17 protein-coding genes are annotated in these 17,913 nt (G+C 72.1%); 8 read left to right on the top strand and 9 right to left on the bottom strand.

Translation table 11 applies throughout. The features are described 5' to 3' along the window. Positions 1 to 36: 36 nt before the first annotated feature. Both O7597_RS12420 and O7597_RS12415 read right to left on the bottom strand, forming a co-directional pair. Positions 37 to 954, bottom strand: a complete 918-nt coding sequence (locus tag O7597_RS12420) for a type IV toxin-antitoxin system AbiEi family antitoxin domain-containing protein (RefSeq protein WP_281582778.1) — start codon at positions 952 to 954, stop codon at positions 37 to 39. A gap of 174 nt (positions 955 to 1,128) precedes the next feature. Then, positions 1,129 to 2,418 (bottom strand): adenylosuccinate synthase, encoded by a 1,290-nt coding sequence (locus O7597_RS12415; RefSeq protein WP_281582777.1) that lies wholly within the window; start codon positions 2,416 to 2,418, stop codon positions 1,129 to 1,131. A gap of 125 nt (positions 2,419 to 2,543) precedes the next feature. Here O7597_RS12415 and O7597_RS12410 point away from each other — a divergent pair, with 125 nt between their 5' ends. After that, a complete protein-coding gene (locus O7597_RS12410) occupies positions 2,544 to 3,542 on the top strand; it encodes a hypothetical protein (protein WP_269740426.1) in 999 nt (332 codons plus the stop codon). A gap of 76 nt (positions 3,543 to 3,618) precedes the next feature. Further along, positions 3,619 to 5,646: a chromosome partitioning protein gene (locus tag O7597_RS12405; RefSeq protein ID WP_281582776.1), complete on the top strand. Its 2,028-nt coding sequence runs from the start codon at positions 3,619 to 3,621 to the stop codon at positions 5,644 to 5,646. Positions 5,647 to 5,744: 98 nt separating this feature from the next. On the opposite strand, the gene O7597_RS12400 is transcribed toward O7597_RS12405, so the two are convergent. Next, a complete protein-coding gene (locus O7597_RS12400) occupies positions 5,745 to 6,173 on the bottom strand; it encodes a DUF3151 domain-containing protein (RefSeq protein ID WP_269740428.1) in 429 nt (142 codons plus the stop codon). Positions 6,174 to 6,422: 249 nt separating this feature from the next. Between O7597_RS12400 and O7597_RS12395 the strand changes: the two genes are divergently transcribed. Beyond that, on the top strand, positions 6,423 to 7,667 hold the full coding sequence (locus tag O7597_RS12395) for a hypothetical protein (RefSeq protein ID WP_281582775.1): 1,245 nt from the start codon (positions 6,423 to 6,425) through the stop codon (positions 7,665 to 7,667). A 73-nt stretch (positions 7,668 to 7,740) separates the two neighbouring features. On the opposite strand, the gene fbaA is transcribed toward O7597_RS12395, so the two are convergent. Further along, positions 7,741 to 8,766, bottom strand: coding sequence for a class II fructose-bisphosphate aldolase (gene fbaA, locus O7597_RS12390; RefSeq protein WP_281582774.1), 1,026 nt, complete (start codon positions 8,764 to 8,766; stop codon positions 7,741 to 7,743). A gap of 190 nt (positions 8,767 to 8,956) precedes the next feature. Next, complete coding sequence (locus O7597_RS12385) at positions 8,957 to 9,349, bottom strand: phage holin family protein (protein ID WP_269740431.1); 393 nt, start codon at positions 9,347 to 9,349, stop codon at positions 8,957 to 8,959. A 159-nt stretch (positions 9,350 to 9,508) separates the two neighbouring features. Here O7597_RS12385 and O7597_RS12380 point away from each other — a divergent pair, with 159 nt between their 5' ends. From O7597_RS12380 to O7597_RS12360, 5 genes are all read left to right on the top strand, one after another. Then, positions 9,509 to 9,721 (top strand): hypothetical protein, encoded by a 213-nt coding sequence (locus O7597_RS12380; RefSeq protein ID WP_093403775.1) that lies wholly within the window; start codon positions 9,509 to 9,511, stop codon positions 9,719 to 9,721. Positions 9,722 to 9,981: 260 nt separating this feature from the next. After that, positions 9,982 to 10,911, top strand: coding sequence for a 3' terminal RNA ribose 2'-O-methyltransferase Hen1 (locus O7597_RS12375; RefSeq protein ID WP_281582773.1), 930 nt, complete (start codon positions 9,982 to 9,984; stop codon positions 10,909 to 10,911). Next, positions 10,866 to 11,414: a methyltransferase gene (locus tag O7597_RS12370; RefSeq protein WP_281582772.1), complete on the top strand. Its 549-nt coding sequence runs from the start codon at positions 10,866 to 10,868 to the stop codon at positions 11,412 to 11,414. Before O7597_RS12375 ends, O7597_RS12370 begins: the two co-directional genes overlap by 46 nt. Next, positions 11,411 to 13,936: a polynucleotide kinase-phosphatase gene (locus tag O7597_RS12365; protein ID WP_281582771.1), complete on the top strand. Its 2,526-nt coding sequence runs from the start codon at positions 11,411 to 11,413 to the stop codon at positions 13,934 to 13,936. The genes O7597_RS12370 and O7597_RS12365 overlap by 4 nt, the downstream gene beginning before the upstream one ends. Before the next feature lie 96 nt (positions 13,937 to 14,032). Continuing rightward, positions 14,033 to 14,968 carry a DUF368 domain-containing protein gene (locus tag O7597_RS12360; protein ID WP_281582770.1) on the top strand — a complete coding sequence of 312 codons (936 nt, stop codon included), beginning with the start codon at positions 14,033 to 14,035 and terminating at the stop codon, positions 14,966 to 14,968. A 50-nt stretch (positions 14,969 to 15,018) separates the two neighbouring features. Here the strand turns inward: O7597_RS12360 and O7597_RS12355 are convergent, their stop codons facing one another. The 4 genes from O7597_RS12355 to O7597_RS12340 form a co-directional block, all read right to left on the bottom strand. After that, entirely contained in the window at positions 15,019 to 15,396 is a 378-nt protein-coding gene (locus tag O7597_RS12355; RefSeq protein WP_007073957.1) for a metalloregulator ArsR/SmtB family transcription factor, read from the bottom strand. Between the two features lie 57 nt (positions 15,397 to 15,453). Next, complete coding sequence (locus O7597_RS12350; RefSeq protein ID WP_281582769.1) at positions 15,454 to 15,984, bottom strand: orotate phosphoribosyltransferase; 531 nt, start codon at positions 15,982 to 15,984, stop codon at positions 15,454 to 15,456. Between the two features lie 168 nt (positions 15,985 to 16,152). Beyond that, positions 16,153 to 16,968: an SDR family oxidoreductase gene (locus O7597_RS12345; RefSeq protein WP_269740436.1), complete on the bottom strand. Its 816-nt coding sequence runs from the start codon at positions 16,966 to 16,968 to the stop codon at positions 16,153 to 16,155. Beyond that, on the bottom strand, positions 16,968 to 17,678 hold the full coding sequence (locus O7597_RS12340; RefSeq protein WP_281582768.1) for a hypothetical protein: 711 nt from the start codon (positions 17,676 to 17,678) through the stop codon (positions 16,968 to 16,970). Before O7597_RS12340 ends, O7597_RS12345 begins: the two co-directional genes overlap by 1 nt. Between the last annotated feature and the right edge of the window lie 235 nt (positions 17,679 to 17,913).

The following is a 17,913-nucleotide window of genomic DNA, read 5'->3' as shown; positions in this document are numbered from 1 at the left end:
CTCAGATATGGCGTCCGTGTGACCAGAAGCTCTTGGTCATCTACCCAAGGCGCGGCGCACGGTTGTGGGTATGTAGTCGGGGCGGAGGGTGTCGGACCAGGTGAAACGGAGGATCTTCCAGCCGGCGTTGATGAGACGGTTCTGTCGGAGCCGGTCCTCGTAGACCGCCTGGGGTGTGCGGTGCGGAGCTGCGCCGTCCGCCTCGGCGATGACCCTCGGTTCTCGCCAGCCCAGGTCGCCGATACCGAGCAGGTATCCGTCGTGATCGCGCACCTCCACCTGCAGAACATCCGGTGGCACGCCTCCGTCGACGCACCTCAGGCGGGTACGGGTCTCCAGCGGGGACTGCGCACGGCCGTCCGCCTCGGCCAGCCGTTTCCGCGCCGCCACTGCTCCCCGCCGGCCGGCGATCAGCGCTGGGATCGCCGCGAAGTCGGCCTCGGTGACAAGCTGTCGGTTCAGCGCCGAGTCCAGGACGCAGACCGCCGGGTAGCGACCCACCCGGAGGATGACGTCGGCAACGGTACGCACGGCACTGGTGACCGGAATGCCGGCAACGACGTCCACATCCGCCGACCCCAGCGTGAGCTGGTGCACCACGAGCCCGGGGTCGCCGCGACGCTGCGGTCGAGGACTGCCCGGCGGTACCGACACGTGGATCGTTGCGGTGGGCCGGAGGCCGGCGACGCCGTGCAGCTCAGCAGCCGTGCCGAGGACTGCCACCGCCCCGGGTCCCAGGCTGTCCACCGCAGCGCCGATCCGCGCCCGACGATGGCGGAGCACATCCAGCGCAGGGTCGGGCAGGAACCGCCCGCGGGCCACCCTCGCCCAGCGTCCCGACCGAACCATATGTCGGATCTGGTCACGGGTGTAGCCGGCGGACAACGCCTGCGCCGCCGTCACCACTCCACCCTGCCCGGCAGCCACTCGACTCAACAGCTGAGACGCATCCACCCACCCACCCTGTCCACCACGCACCCACCCCCGCAGCCCCTGTGGACAACCCTGTGGACAACCAACCATCCTCGCCCGTTGATCAAGAAGTTTGCGTCGGGCGAGCGCTTATTTCAGACCAAAACTTCTTGATCAACGGGGAGGTGGCGGGGTGGTGGTGGGGTGGGGTGGGGGTTAAGGGAGGAGGGGGTGGCGGGTTACGTTTTCTTCGCGGCCGGGGCCTACGCCTACGACGCTGACGCGGGTTCCGCAGAGTTCTTCGATGCGGGCGATGTAGCGTTTGGCGTTTTCGGGGAGGTCGTCCTCGGTGCGTGCCTTGGTGATGTCTTCCCACCAGCCGGGGTGCTCTTCGTAGATCGGGGCGGCGTGGTGGAAGTCGGTCTGGGTCATCGGCATGTCGTCGACCCGTTTGCCGTTGATCTCGTAGCCGACGCAGATCGGCACCGTGGGCAGGCCGGTGAGCACGTCCAGCTTGGTGATCACCAGATCGGTGACGCCGTTGACGCGGCAGGCGTACCGGGCGACGACCGCGTCGAACCAGCCGCAGCGGCGTTCCCGACCGGTGGTGGTGCCGTACTCGTGGCCGACCTTGCGCAGGTGCTGGCCGTTGTCGTCGAACAACTCGGTGGGGAAGGGCCCCGAACCGACCCGGGTGGTGTACGCCTTGCTCACCGCGATCACCTTCGTGATCGCGGTCGGTGGGATGCCGGTGCCCACGCACGCCCCGCCGGCCGTCGGATTGGACGAGGTGACGAAGGGATAGGTGCCGTGGTCCATGTCGAGCATGGTGGCCTGGGCACCCTCCAGCAGGACGGTGTCGCCACGGTCCAGCGCGTCCCAGAGCATCGCCCGGGTCTCCGCGATGTACGGCCGCAGCCGCTCCGCGTACTCGAGGTATTCCTCGATGGTGGCGTCGACGTCGATCGCCTTGCGGTTGTAGACCTTGAACAGCACCTGGTTCTTCTCGCGCAACGCGAGTTCCAGCTTCTTGCGCAGGATCCCCGGGTCCAGCAGGTCCTGCACCCGGATGCCCATCCGGGCCACCTTGTCGCCGTACGCCGGGCCGATGCCCCGCCCGGTGGTGCCGATCCGCGAGCTGCCCAGGTACCGCTCCACCACCCGGTCGAGCGCCCGGTGGTGCGGCATGATCAGGTGCGCGTCGCCGGAGATCCGCAGCCGGGACACGTCGACACCCCGCTCGGCCAGGCCGTCGATCTCGCTGAGCAGCACCTTGGGGTCGACCACCACGCCGTTGCCGATGACGATCACGGCGTTCGGGGAGAGCGCGCCCGACGGCATCAGGTGCAGGGCGTACTTTTGCCCGTCCGGGGTGATCACCGTGTGACCGGCGTTGTTGCCGCCGGAGAAGCGGACGACGTAGTCGACCCGCCCACCCAGCTGGTCGGTAACCTTGCCCTTGCCCTCGTCGCCCCACTGGGCACCGAGGAGCACGATCGCTGGCATCTTCTCGCCTCCAGAAGGCTCGGGTGCCAGATGGCGACCGGTCAGCGAGCCCGGGGTGTCAGGCTAACAAGTAGTGACGGCGCGACCGGCAGGGGTCGCGTCGGCAACAGCAGGAGGCGCTACCCGTGTACGACGTGGTGCTGCTCACCCTCGGCTCCGAGCGGGACGCTCCGGGAGCCGCGTGTGGCAGCGGCGGAGCCTGCTGTGGTGGCGGCACCGACGCCGCCAAGGAGCGCGAGGAACGCTGCGAGACACCACGCGTACCGGTGCTGGCCTGCTCCGATGCGCTGACCGCCCGGGGTGCCCGGGTCGAGACGGTGACCGCCCGGTCGGACGCGGAGATCGACCAGGTGCTGGCCCGGCTGGACGGGCCGCCCCGCCCCGACGGGCTCACCTGGCCGGACGCCGATACCAAGACCCGGCTCGTGGTCGCCGTGGCCGGTGACGCACAGTTGCGCGCCGTGCTCCGCCGCATGGTGCGCCGGTACGCCCCACCGCCCAGTCGCCGCCCGACCGACCTGGCCGGCAACCGGACGATGCCGGACCTGCCACCGGTCGGCGTACTGCCGCTCGATCCGGCCCGGGGCACGACGCACCGCGACCTCGCCGCGCAGTTGGGGCTGCCCCGCGACCCGGCGGCGGTGGCGGCCGCGGTGCTGGACGGCTCACCACGCCGACTCGACCTGCTACGCCACGACGGCGGCTCGGTGACGCTGGACGGCGTGCTGCTCGGTGCCGCCGGTGAGGACGGCACCCCGCTGCCCTGGCGCGGCCGGGTCGAGGTGGACGACGCCGTGCTGTCGAACGGCGACGAACCGTTGCTCGCCTGCGCGATCGGCAACGCGGGCGGCTACGCCCGGCTCGACGACGTGACGCTGCTGGCCGGCCCCGACCCGACCGACGGCCTGGTCGAGGTGGCGGTGGCCGTACCGGTGGTCACCCGGTCCCGGTGGGGTCGGCGCCGGGTACGCCTGGAGGTCCGGCGGGCCCGCGGCCGGGCCGCGTCGGTGCTGCCCCGGGACGAGGCGGCGCTGCCGTATCTGGACGACGGTGTGGCGGGGCAGCTGACGCGCAAGCGGTCCTGGTGGACCGAGCCGGGTGCCTGGGCGGTCTGGACGGCCTGATCCGAGCCGGCCGGCGCACCGGAGGCCCGGGTCGGCCACTGGGCCTATCCTCGTCAGGAGGAATGGGGAGGACACCGTGGTGGACGACAACGCCGACCGGGTGCACGTGCCCGGCCAGCATGGCATGCCGGAACGGGACATCGAACCACTCTGGCCGCCGGAGCAGATCGACGGCTTCGGCGCGCCGACGTGGGCTGCCCCGCCGGTGCCGCCCACCGTGCCACCTCCGCCCATGCCGCCGTCGCCCGCGCAGCCGACCGATCAGCCACCGGTCACGCAGCCGACCGACCAGCCCTCGGTCGCGGGACCGGCGTACCGGCCCGCCACTACCGGGCCGCAGCACGCCCCCGGACGGCCGACGTACGCGCCCGGTGCACCTCCGTCGCCTGCGGACTATCCGTCGTTGACGAACGGCGCGCCGACCACCACCGGCTGGGAGCCGGCACCCCGACCCGGGCCCGGCCAGGTCGATCTGGACCTGCCCTTCACCCTGGACCCACCCACCGCCGTCGCGCCCACCCAGGACGACGGGCCGACCGACGCGGATCCCCAGGGCCTGGCGGACGACCCGGCGAACGTGGCCGACACCGGTGCCGGCGACGATGCTGCGCCGGTGGTCCGGCCGGAGCCGGTGGCCCGACCGCAGACGGAGTCGCCGTGGGCACATCCACCGCAGCGTCCCGGATCCGACCCGGTCGCGTCCGCCGAAACCTCGGTCGGGCCGCCCCGCCCCACCTGGGCCGGGCCGGCCCAACCGCTACCACCGATTCCGCAGCCGCTGCCACCCCAGCAACCCGGCCCGTACCCCTTCGTCGCGCCGCAGCACGGCAGCGCCCCGGTGCCACAACACGGCAGTGCCCCGGTGCCGCAGCCCGGTGCTCCGCTGCCGCCCGTGTCGTCGGACGCCGAGGTGCCGCCCGCGTCACCACCCGCCGGCCCGCAGCCGGTGGATGCCGGACCCGGTGGGCCGCCGCAGCCCGAGCCGCCCGCCCCACCGTCGTACGCGCCGGCGCCTCCCGGTCCGTTCCCACCACAGCCGGCCTGGCATCCCGCGCCGTGGCAGCAGGGCGCGCCGCCGACCATGCCGCCGGCACCCCAGCAGCCCTATCCGCAGACCAACAGCGCGCCACCGGCGCCGTCGGCCTACCCGGAGCCGGCCTGGAATCCGGAGGCCGCTGCGGCGCCCACCGCCGAGGACTTCGCCCGCCGCCGGCAGGTGCGCCCCGCCGACCCGGTCGCGACGACCGGGCTCCGCGCCGTGGTCAACAAGACGGGCCTGGTGAAGCTCCCGCCGGGCCGGCACGAGCTGGAACGCAAACGGGACATCGAGATGGTGCGCCGCAACTTCGGTGGGCTGCGGCAGGTCACCGTGGTCAACCCGAAGGGCGGTGCCGGCAAGACCGTCGCCATCCTGCTGCTCGCGATGACCTTCGGTCAGAATCGCGGTGGATACGTGCTGGCCTGGGACAACAACGAGACGCAGGGCACCCTCGGCATGCGCGCCCAGCAGGACTTCCATTCGCGTACGGTCCGGGACCTGCTCCGGGATCTCGGCCAGTTCCACGGCGCGCAGGGGCGGGTCGGCGACCTGTCCCAGTACGTCCGCTCACAGGGCGAGGGGATGTTCGACGTGCTCGCCTCCGACGAGTCGGCCACCGGCGGTGAGATGCTCACCGCCGCCGCCTTCGGCGAGATCCGCGAGGTGGTCAGCCGGTTCTACAAGTTGATCTTCGTGGACACGGGGAACAACGTCCGGGCACAGAACTGGCAGGCCGCCATGGACGCCACCGACCAGCTGGTGGTCACCATGTCCGCCCGGAACGACTCGGCGGAGACCGCCGCCCGGATGCTCGACCACCTGGAACAGAGCGGACGGCACCGGCTGGTCCGGCAGGCGGTCACGGTGGTCTCCATGCCACCGTCCCGCAAGGAGATCGACCTGCCGGCGATCCAGGAACACTTCGCCGCGCGTACCCGGGCGGTGCTGCTGGCGCCGTACGAGCGGCTCATCGACACCGGCGAGCCGCTGCGCTACGCGCACCTGTCGACCGCCACCCGGGACGCCTGGCTCAAGATCGCCGCTTCGGTGGCCGAGGGTCTGTAGCGGCCACCGTCGCGCGCCGCCGGCCCGGGCGTACCCGGGGCCCGGCGGCGGCACGTCGACGGGTCGGAGCCGGTGCGGGTGGTCAGGCCCGGCACGCGTCAGTTGCTGGCCAGCGCGTCGGCGGCGGCCGGGTCGCAGTCGCGGAGGAACTGGGCGCAGCGGGCCGCCTCGTCCGCCTCGGCGATCGCGTCCGCCGCCCGGGACAGCACGTAGAGGCAGCGCAGGAAGCCGCGGTTGGGCTCGTGCGACCACGGCACCGGCCCGTGCCCCTTCCACCCGCTGCGGCGCAGCTGGTCCAGTCCCCGGTGGTAGCCGGTACGGGCGTACGCGTACGCCGGCACGACCTGGCCCTGGGCGAACGCCCGGGCGGCGAGCGCCGCCCACGCGGCGCTGTGCGTCGGGTACCGGGCCGCCACCTCGGCGAACGCCTCGTCGCTGCCGCTCTGCTCGGCTGCGACCAGCGCGGAGTCGGCCTCGACGTGCGCGGGCAGGAGCGTGGCGGGCGGCTCAGGTAGGAGGTTCTGCATCGTCCCATTCAACCCGCTTCGCACGGCGGCCCGCGAGGGGGTCCGGCGAGCCGGTCGGCTGAACGGCCGAGAGGTCGGTCACGCCTGCGGCCCATGCCGTCGCCGGGTCGCATCCACTACAACTATGGATCCGGAGCCTCCCCAGGAACCGGAACGCGGGAGCCCGGCCAGGCCGCCGGGCTCCCGTCTCATCACCGGGTCGCCCGGGGTCACGTCCACGGCGTTGCGCCCGCCCGGCAGGATGACCCGATGCCGACCCCACCTCCCGCGGACGTCATCGAGCCGCACACCTGGACCGACGAGATCCAGACCCGGGCGGAGTTCGACCGGCGACTGGCCACCGGCAGCCTGGTCGGGCTCACCGTGCAGGGGCTCCGACTGGACCTGGAGCCTCCCGACCTCACCGGGGTCGAGGTGGCCGGAACGCTCTTCGTCGGCTGCCGTTTCGCCTCCCGGCGGGTCGGCGCCGACCTGGTCCGGCGCGGCGCCAACGTGGTGCCGCCGTTCTCCGGGCTGCCGTACCCGACCCAGCCGTCGCACCTCTACACGCCGGAGGAACTTGCCGCCGGCTTCACCGAGGGCGGGTTCGCGGCGATGTACGACACCCGGGTGTACGCGCACTTCCGGGCGCACGGTGGCGCACTGCCCGACGTCCGGGAGGCGCTCGGCCAGCGGCTGCACGACCACGGGGTGGACAACGCGCTGGCCGACGCCACCCGGGCCTGGCTGACCACGCACGGGCCGCAGTCGGTGGTCGGGGTGATGGGCGGGCACGCGGTCCGCCGGGGCAGTCAGCCGTACCGGATGGCCGCGGTGCTCGGCCGGGAACTCGCGCGGGCGCACCGGCTGGTGGTCACCGGTGGCGGGCCGGGGGTGATGGAGGCCGCGAACCTGGGTGCGTACCTGTCGACCCGCCCGGCGGAGGACCTCACCGCGGCCATCGACCTGCTCGCCGCCGCGCCGGACTACACCGACCACGACCGCTACACGGCGGCGGCGCTGCGGGTACGGGAACTCTTCGGCCGGTCGGTCGCGCCGCCGGCGAACGGCACCGAGCCGGTGACCGCCTATCGGGCCGACTCGGCCGCGCTGACCACCGGTGACCTGGACTGGGCGGGCTGCGGTGGACTCGCCGTGCCGACCTGGCTGTACGGGCACGAGCCGGCGAACCTGTTCGCGGGCCGGATCGCCAAGTACTTCTCCAACGCCATCCGGGAGGACACCATCCTGCGACTGGCCCGGGGCGGCATCGTCTTCGCCCCCGGCCGGGCGGGAACCGTGCAGGAGGTGTTCCAGGCGGCCACCAAGACCTACTACGGCACCGACGGCGCCAGCGGCGCGTACGTCTTCCTGGACCGCGCGTACTGGACGACGGAGCTGCCGGTGGAGTCGCTGCTGCGCCCGCTGCTGGCCGCCTCCCCCTTCGGGGATCTGTCGGACACCGTGCACCTGACCGACGACGTCCACGAGGCGGCCCGCCTGCTGACGAGGTGAGGAAGTTCGGCTGCGACGGCACGGCGGCCGGCCCCGAGTCGGAGCCGGCCGCCGTCCGGGCGACGTCAGTTCGTCACTTGGTCATCGTGGTGCCGGTGGAGCGCAGGTGCTCGCAGGCCTCCGCCACGCGGGTGGCCATGCCCGCCTCGGCGGCCTTGCCCCACACCCGCGGGTCGTACATCTTCTTGTTGCCGACCTCGCCGTCGACCTTGAGCACGCCGTCGTAGTTGCGGAGCATGTGGTCCGCCGCCGGACGGGTGAAGGCGTACTGGGTGTCGGTGTCGATGTTCATCTTCACCACGCCGTAGTCCAGCGCCTCGCGGATCTCCGACAGCAGCGAACCGGAGCCGCCGTGGAAGACCAGGCTGAGCGGCTTCTCCTTGCCGTGCTTGGCGCCGACCGCCTCCTGGATCTGGTTGAGGATCTCCGGGCGGAGCTTGACGTTGCCCGGCTTGTAGACGCCGTGCACGTTGCCGAAGGTCAGCGCCGCCATGTAGCGGCCCTTCTCGCCCAGGCCGAGCGCCTCGACCATGGCCAGACCGTCCTCGACGGTGGTGTAGAGCTTGTCGTTGATGGCGTTCTCGACGCCGTCCTCCTCGCCGCCGACGACACCGACCTCGATCTCCAGGACGATCTTGCCCTTGGCCGCCTCGTCGAGCAGCTGAGCCGCGATCTCCAGGTTCTCCGCCACCGGCACGGCCGAGCCGTCCCACATGTGCGACTGGTACAGCGGCTCCTGGCCGGCCTTCACCCGCTCCTGGGAGATGGCCATCAGCGGCCGGACGAACTTGTCCAGCTTGTCCTTCGGGCAGTGGTCGGTGTGCAGGGCGATGTTGACCGGGTACTTCTTGGCCACCTCGTGCGCGTACGCGGCGAACGCCACCGCACCGGTGACCATGTCCTTGACCGAGGGGCCGGAAAGGTACTCCGCACCACCGGTGGAGACCTGGATGATGCCGTCGCTCTCCGCGTCGGCGAAGCCCTTGAGCGCCGCGTTCAGCGTCTGCGAGGACGTCACGTTGATCGCCGGGTACGCGTACCGGCCGGCCTTGGCGCGGTCCAGCATCTCGGCGTAAGCCTCGGGGGAAGCGATGGGCATGTCGAACGCTCCTTACTTGCCGCTGTCGGCCGTACGGCCGCTGTTCTCCGTAGGGGCCCGGCCGTGCGGCCGCCTGTCCTACCTTGGGGGCCGGCCGTGCGGCCGCCTGTCCTACCGTGCTGCGCCGGACCGCGCTGTCCTCCGCGGGCAGTATCCCGTAGCGGCACCCGACCGGCACAACCGGGCCGGTTCACCGCCGGTCCGCTGGATCCGGCACCGCGACGCTGATCAACCAGGTGACCACCGCCATCACGATGGCTCCCCAGAAGGCCGCCCAGAAGCCGTCCACCTGGAACGGCAGGTCGAGCGCCCGGGCGATCCGGTCGGTCAGCAGGAACAGCAGGGCGTTGACCACCAGGGCGAACAGGCCGAGGGTCAGCAGGTAGAAGACACAACCCACGACCCTGATGACCGGCTTGAGCACCGCGTTGACCAGACCGAAGATCAGTGCCACGACGAGCAGGGTGAACGCCGTGTCGTAGCCGGTGCGCCCGGTCACCTCGACCCCGGGCACGATCAGCGTGGTGATCCACAGTGCGATGGCGGTCGCCGCCAGTCGGATGAGGAAGCCCACGGCAACCATCCTGGCACCGGCGACTGCCGCCGGTGGGTCGATTCGGCCGACTCGACCGCGAGGGCGGCGTACCCTCGACGGCTCGGCGGCCGGCCGGTTGCCAGCACCGCGCCGGCACAACCCGTACGGTGGGTGGGTACCCGTCCGCCGACATCCCGGAGGCATCGAATGGGCCAGCCCGACGAGGACTTCGCCCCCGGCGACCACCTGAGCCCGGAGGAGCGTGACCTGGAGGCCGAGCCGGCCGACGCCGTCGAGCAGGCCGCCGTGGTCGACCCGAGCCAGGTCGACGTCGAGCCGCACCGTGGCCTGGAGGTCGACGACTGGGACGCCATGGAGCAGGCCCGCGTGGTCGGCGCCGACGAGGACGACTACCGCTGACCAACCCTCCGGCCGGACTTCACCCGGAACGGTCGGCACTTCGCCACCCGTTCCATCCCTGCCGCACAGACCGCCCACCACCCCCATGACAAACCGGCACCGCCGCTGCAAGCCGGACCCGACGGGTTTGCGGGGCAGCCCCACCCGCGCAGGGATCAAGCCTGACCGCCCGGAGCGGGTGGGGCTGCCCCGCAAACCCCCACCGCAACCACCGAAAAAACAGGACGGCGCAAGATCGGGAGAGCTGACACCATGGGCGGGTGCTGCTCACCCTCACCACGACGCACCAGCCGGCGACGGACCTCGGTCACCTGCTGATCAAGCACCCCGACCGGGTGCACGCCTTCGACGTGCCCGTCGGCACCGCGCACGTCTTCTACCCGGAAGCCGACGAGCAGCGCTGCACGGCCGCGCTGCTGCTCGACGTCGATCCGTTGAAGCTGGCCGCCGCCCGGGGTCGCGGCCGGAAGTCGACCACCGCCCCGGAGAGCTTCACCCTCGGGCGGTACGTCAACGACCGGCCGTACGCCGCGTCCAGCCTGCTCGCCTCGGCACTGTCGAAGGTGTACCGCTCGGCGCTGCGCGGCGCCTCCAAGGAACGTCCCGAGCTAGCCGCCCGAGGCATTCCGCTGGAGGTGCGGGTGCCGGTGCTGCGCTGCCGTGGTGGGGCCGACGTGGCGGAGCGGGTGTTCGGTCCGCTCGGCTGGGCGGTCACCGCCACCGCCATTCCGCTCGACGAGCTGCACCCGCAGTGGGGCGACAGCCGCTACGTGGACCTGACCCTCACCGGCACGCTGCGGGTCGCCGACGCGCTCAACCACCTGTACGTACTGCTACCCGTGCTGGACGACGCGAAGCACTACTGGGTGGCACCGGACGAGGTGGACAAGTTGCTGCGGGCCGGCGCGGGTTGGCTGGCCGACCACCCGGAGCGCGGGTTGATCATCCGACGCTACCTGGCGCACCGGCGGGCGTTGGCGGGCACCGCACTGGAACGGCTGGACGCCCAGCGCCCACCGACGAGCCGACCGCCGACGACGAGTTGGCGGATGCGGTGCCGGCCGAGCCGGCGCCCCGGGCGTCGCTGGCCGCCCTCCGCCGGCAGGCGGTGCACACCGCCCTTGTCGACGCGGGCGCCCACCGGGTGCTGGACCTTGGCTGCGGCGGGGGTGCGCTACTGGCCACGCTGATCGGTGACCGACGGTTCACCGAGATGGTCGGCAGCGACGTCTCCACCCAGGCCCTCACCCTGGCCGCGCGGCGGCTGCGACTGGACCGGCTGCCGGAACGCCAGCGCACCCGGGTCACGCTCCGGCAGTCCGCGTTGACCTACCGCGACGAGCGGCTGTGCGGGTACGACGCGGCGGTGCTGATGGAGGTCGTCGAGCACGTCGACCCGCCCCGGCTGCCGGCGTTGGAGGATGCCGTCTTCGGCTACGCCCGACCGACGACGGTCGTGGTGACAACGCCGAACGTGGAGCACAACGTGCGCTACGAGGGATTGCCCGCCGGCGCGTTCCGGCATGCCGACCACCGGTTCGAGTGGACCCGCGCCGAATTCGCCGACTGGGTGCGGCGGGTCGGTGCGACGTACGGCTACACGGCCGTGGTGCACGGCGTCGGCCCGGACGATCCGGAGACCGGCGCACCCACCCAGCTGGCCGTGTTCACCCGTGCGGAGGCAGCCCGATGACCGTCCTGGACATTCCCGAGCTGGCCCTGGTGGCGCTGGTCGGCATCTCCGGCTCCGGCAAGTCGACATTCGCCGGCCGGCATTTCGCGTCCAGCCAGGTCCTCTCCTCCGATGCCTTCCGGGCGATGGTCGCCGACGACGAGAACGACCAGTCCGCCTCGGCGGAGGCCTTCGACGCGCTGCACTACGTGGCCGGCAAGCGGCTGCGCGCTGGCCGGCTGACCGTGGTCGACGCGACGAATCTTCAGCCGCACGCCCGAGCCGCCCTGGTCCGGGTGGCCCGGGAACACGACGTGCTGCCGGTGGCGATCGTGCTGGACGTGCCGGAGGCGCTGGCCTGGGAGCGTACCGAGGCCAGGTCCGACCGCACCTTCGGCCGGCAGGTGCTCGGCCGGATGTCCCGGGACCTGCGGCGCAGCTACGGTCAGCTGGCGCGGGAGGGCTTCCGCAAGGTGCACGTGCTGCGCGGAACCGAGGAGATCGAGGCCGCCGAGATCCGCTACGAGCGGCTGTTCAACGACCGGCGCGAGCTGACCGGGCCGTTCGACATCGTCGGTGACGTGCACGGCTGCCGGTTCGAGCTGGAGGCGCTGTTGACCCGGTTGGGCTGGCGGCTGCACCGCGACGACGCCGGCCGGGCGGTGGACGCGACGCATCCGTCGGGGCGTACCGCCGTGTTCGTCGGCGACCTGGTGGACCGCGGCCCGGACTCGCCCGGGGTGCTCCGCCTGGTGATGGGCATGGTCACCGCCGGGCACGCGCTCTGCGTGCCCGGCAACCACGAGCAGAAGCTGCTGCGCAAGCTGCGCGGTCGCAACGTCAAGGTGGCGCACGGTCTGGCCGAGACGCTGGCGCAGCTGGACGCGGAGCCGGCGGAGTTCACCGCCGAGGTGGCCGCCTTTGTCGACGGACTGGTCAGCCACTACGTGCTCGACGGCGGCCGGCTGGTGGTGGCGCACGCCGGGCTGAAGGAGGAGTACCAGGGCCGGGCCTCCGGGCGGGTACGCGCGTTCGCGTTGTACGGCGAGACCACCGGCGAGACCGACGAGTACGGCCTGCCGGTGCGCTACCCGTGGGCCCGGGAGTACCGGGGTTCGGCGATGGTCGTCTACGGCCACACCCCCACCCCCGAGCCGGAGTGGGTGAACAACACCATCTGCATCGACACCGGCTGCGTCTTCGGCGGCCGGCTGACCGCGCTGCGCTACCCGGAGCGGGAACTGGTCTCGGTGCCGGCGGAGCGCGAGTGGTACGCCCCGGTCCGGCCGCTGACCGCCGCGCCGGCCAGGCCCGACGAAGTGCTCGAGTTGACCGACGTGACCGGTCGCCGGCACCTGGAGCACGCGTACGGCTCGCTGACCGTGCCGGCGGAGAACGCCGCTGCCGCGTTGGAGGTGATGAGCCGCTTCGCGGTCGACCCGCGCCGGCTGGTGTGGCTGCCGCCGACCATGGCGCCCTGCTCGACGTCGCAGTTGGACGGCTACCTGGAACATCCGGCGGAGGCGTTCGCCGACTACCGGGCGGCCGGTGTGGACCGGGTCGTGTGCGAGGAGAAGCACATGGGCTCCCGGGCCGTGGTGCTGGTCTGCCGGGCGCCGGACGGTGGTCCGTTCGGTCCGGGCGGCGGGGTCGTGCACACCCGCACGGGTCGGCCGTTCTTCGGTGAGCCGCTGGACACGGAGCTGCTGGACCGGGTACGCGCGGCGGTGACCGGTGCCGGGCTCTGGGACGAGTTGGCGACCGACTGGCTGCTGCTCGACTGCGAGCTGCTGCCGTGGTCGGCCAAGGCCGCCGGCCTGATCCGCGAGCAGTACGCGGGGGTCGGCGCGGCTGGCCGGGCCGGCCTGCCGGTGGCGGTGGCGACGCTGGACGCGGCGATCGGGCGCGGACTCGACGTGGCCGAGCTACGCGACCGGATGGCCCGCCGCCGCGACGACGTGTCGGCCTACACGGCCGCGTACCGGGCGTACGTGGGCCCGACCGACGGGCTGCGCGGGGTGCGGCTCGCGCCGTTCGCGGTGCTCGCCGGGGCGAAGGCCAGCCACAGCGACCGGGATCACGGCTGGCACCTGGCGTTGGCCGACCGGCTCTGCGCGGCCGACCCGGAGTTCTTCACGCCCACCCGGCGTCGAATCGTCGACCTGTCCGACGACGGCTCGGTACGGGAGGCGACCGACTGGTGGCTGGCGCTGACCGGGACCGGCGGCGAGGGCATGGTCGTCAAGCCGTACGCGGGTCCGGCCGCCCGCAGCGAGCGGGGCTCGCTGCTCCAGCCTGGCATCAAGTGCCGAGGCCGGGAGTATCTCCGGATCATCTACGGTCCCGAGTACACCGAGCCCGAGCAGTTGGCCGTGCTGCGGCGTCGGTCGTTGGGCCGCAAGCGGGGCCTGGCACTGCGCGAGCACGCGCTCGGCCTGGCAGCCCTGGACGCCCTGGTCGACGGTGCCCCGTTGTGGCGCCGCCACGAGTTGGTCTTCGCGATCCTGGCCTGCGAGTCGGAGCCGGTCGACCCACGGCTGTGACCTGGCCGGGCGGGCGACCGAGCCCCCGGTAGCCTGATTGACCGTGGCGGACGCCACACGGGCCAGTGATCGAGCGATTCACGGAACGGAATCTTCATGGCATTGGGCGAACGGGTAGGCCATGTCCTGCGCGGCGCGGCCATCGGCGTGGCCGAGGCCGTGCCAGGGGTCAGCGGCGGGACGATCGCGCTGGTGACCGGCGTCTACGAGCGGGTCATCGCATCCGCCGGGCATCTGGTGAACACGGTGCGGTACGCGGTGACCGACGTCCCGCGCGGGCACGGGTGGACGCGGGCGGGGCACCAGCTACGGCAGGTGCACTGGGAGGTGGTCGTCCCGCTGCTGATCGGCATGCTGCCCGGCCTGCTGATCGCGGCGAAGCTGCTCGAACCGCTGCTGGCCGACCATCCGGAGCAGACCCGGGGACTCTTCCTCGGGCTGGTCTTCGCCTCCGTGCTGGTGCCGATCTCGATGGTCGGCAAGCCGTGGCGGGGGCCGGAGGTGGTCGCGCTGATCGTCGCCGGGGTCGCGGCGTTCGTGCTGACCGGACTGCCGCAGGCCACCATCGAACCGCACCCGCTGGTCGTGCTGGTCGCGGCGGCGGTCGCGGTCTGCGCCCTGGTGCTGCCCGGGGTCTCCGGGTCGTTCCTGCTGCTCACCATCGGCCTGTACGAGCCGACGATCAGCGCCGTCAACGACCGCGACTTCGGCTACCTGGCGATCTTCGCCACCGGGATGGTCATCGGTCTGGCGCTCTTCGTCAAGCTGCTCCAGTGGCTGCTCGAGCAGCACCGCCGGATGACTCTGGCGGTGATGGCCGGCGTGATCCTGGGCAGCCTGCGGGCGCTGTGGCCGTGGCAGTCCGAGGACCGGGCCCTGCACGCGCCGGGCGACCACGTGCTGTCCATTGTGGCGCTGTTCCTGATCGGCGTCGCCGTGGTCGCGGCAATGATCATCGCCGAGCGTCGCCGGCTACGCCGGGCCGCCCGGGATCTCACCGAGGAGACGTACGAGACGCCGCACGTCCGCTGAAACCACCGCTTGGTGGCTGCCCGGCTGGGCCGCCACCAAGCGGTTCCGGTTCAGCGAGCCTTTTTGGTGGCCCGCTTGCGCGGCGGGGTCAGCAGGTCGGCGATCGTGGCGATCGCGGTCGGGACCAACCGGTAGTAGGCCCACACACCGCGCTTCTCCCGTTCGAGCAAGCCGGCCTCGGTGAGGATTCGGAGGTGGTGGCTGACCGTCGGCTGGGAGAGGCCGAGCGGCGCGGTGAGGTCACACACGCACGCTTCGCCCTCCGGTGCCGACTGGATCAGGCTGAGCAGCCGCAGCCGGGCGGGGTCGGCAAGGGCCTTGAGGACCCCCGCCAGCCGCTCGGCGTCGGCGCGTTCGATCGGCTCGCCGGCAAGCGGCGAGATCTGAGGCATAGTCATTTCGGCCAACGCAGTTCCCACGTATTCCATCCTTCCACCAGCAGCATCGATCCGCCTGCATATCAGCAGATCCGAATCGGCAGACTTTTACGCCACAAGGCCGAGGTCAGCCAACGTATAGGCCGCCCGATAGGGCAATCCGGCGGCTCGCACCGCGTCGCCGGCACCACGATCAACGATAACCGCCACCCCCACGACCTCGGCCCCGGCCTCGCGAAGGGCCTCGACGGCGGTCAGCACACTTCCCCCGGTGGTGGAGGTGTCCTCCACCGCCAGCACCCGACGGCCGGCGACGTCGGGTCCCTCGATCCGACGTTGCAACCCGTGCGCCTTGCCTGCCTTGCGGACCACGAACGCGTCCAACGGACGCCCGGCGGTGTGCAGCATCGCGAAGGCGATCGGGTCGGCACCCAGGGTCAGACCGCCCACCGCGCCGTACGACCAGTCGGCGGTCAGCTCTCGCATCACCCGTCCCACCAACGGTGCCGCCCGGTTATGCAGCGTGACGCGACGCAGATCGACATACCAGTCGGCCTCCCGCCCGGAGGAGAGCACCACCCGGCCATGGACCACAGCCAGGTCGGAGATGAATTTACGCAGGTCGTCGTGGTCCCCCATGGCGATAGAGGGTACTGCGCAAGTCTGTGGGCCGGGTGTGCGGGCCACGCCGGTCAACCCCTCCGGTGGACCGATGAGTGGCGATGTCCGGTTACCCTACGTCGATCATTACGGCGGATCGAGTCATGTCTTCCTCCCCGCCGGGCGGCCGACCAACCGGGCCGCCGGTCAGCCGCGGTCGCGGCCGATGCGGCCTCGGGTGTCTCGGGAGACGACGTCGAGCAGCCGGCGCGGAGCGTGCCGCAGTCCCGCCACGGCGAGCTTGTACTTCCACGACGGAACGCTCACCAACTTGCCTTTGTGCAGGTCACGGAGGGCCTCGTCGACCACGTCGGTGGCTTGGAGCCACATCCACCCGGGGGTTTTCGACATGTCGATGCCGGCTCGCTTGTGGAACTCGGTGCGGGTGTAGCCCGGGCAGAGGGCCATCACCCGTACGCCGAAGGAGCGGGCGGACTGCCCGACCGACTCGCTGAAGTTGGTGACCCACGCCTTGCTGGCCGAGTACGTCGATCCGGGCATCACCGCGCCGAAACCCGCGACGGAAGAGACATTTATCACTGCGCCGCTGCGCCGTTCGGTCATCGTGGCCAGCGCGGCGAGGGTGAGCCGAAGCACCGCGTGGACGTTCAGCCGCAGCAGTCGGGTCTCGTCCTGGACGGACGACCGGAGGAAGGGCTTGTTGAGACTGATGCCGGCGTTGTTGACGAGCAGCTCGACGGGCGGCCCGTCAGCCAGCCGACGTTCGACCGCGGCGCAGCCGTCGTCGGTGGACAGGTCGGCGGTGATGGTCTCGGTCTGCACGCCGTGCCGACCGGTCAACTCGGCGGCCTGGGCCGCCAGCCGGGTGCCGTCCCGGGCGACCAGCACCAGGTGCCATCCGTCGGCGGCGAGGCGGGTGGCGAACGCCGCCCCGATGCCCGCCGTCGCCCCGGTGATCAACGCCCATCGTTCGGTCGTCGGTTGGGGCGTCACGGGCGACATCACCTCGGTGGGTACGGGGGCGACGGCGGCGCCCCGGGCGGCGGGTAGGGCTGGTACGGCGGTGCCGGCGGCGGGTAGGGGGACGGTGCCGGCGGGTGTCCGAACGCTGCGGTGGGCGGCTGGTACGGAGCTGTGGACCCCTGGGGTGCCGGCCGACGCCGGAACCAGGCGTTGGCCGCAGGCAGCGCCAGCAGCACGGCTACCACAAGGTAACCGAGCACCTGGGCGATCGAAAGGGTGACGGTGAGCGGAATCCACCAGGACGGGTGGGCGTCCGGCACCAGAGCGAGCAGTTCGGCGGTCGCCCGGTCGTCACCGAGATCGAGGGGCGTCGCGCGCTGCACGACAAGCGTGGCCAGCCCACCACACCCACAGCACATGCCCAGCCCGGCGACCACCCAGGTCGCCACCCGAGCCGCCGGCAGGCGGGCGGCCAGGCCCAGCGCGAGGCCGACGAGGAGCAGGCCGGCGAGGATGCTCAGCACCGCCGACACCACGACCGAGGCGCGTATCAGCGCCACCACCGCGTCGACCTGAGCGGGGTCGGCGTCGGCGTCGGCCGTCGCGCGGAACCGGTCCGCCGTGCCGCTGACCGTCGCCAGCCCGGTTGCCGCGAACGCGAGCGCGCCGAGCGCCATCACCACAAGCGTCACCGCCGCCAGCACGACCACCGCCGGCCGGCGGGCCGGTGCCTGTTCGGGGTACGACACGACAAGTCCCTCCGGTAGGCGTTCGGAAGCAACCTACTCGGAAGGGACCGTCGCGGTCGTGCCGTACGCGGGTGTCGACGTTCCGGGGCGAGCCGAGTTTCAGGCGACGACCGGCCAGGGACGCCGGCACCCGCACCTAGTGCGGTGTCCAGGAACGTTGGCGGTGTCGCGGCGAGGTCCAGGCGGCGATCCGGCAAGGCGGAGTCGGGCCTGGATACCGGTGTTGTATCCAGGC

Source organism: Verrucosispora sp. WMMC514, from assembly GCF_027497295.1.
In the GTDB taxonomy this organism is placed as follows: Bacteria; Actinomycetota; Actinomycetes; order Mycobacteriales; family Micromonosporaceae; genus Micromonospora; species Micromonospora palythoicola.
The sequence above is the reverse complement of the archived record's forward strand: the minus strand, read 5'-3'. Positions and strand labels throughout refer to the sequence as shown.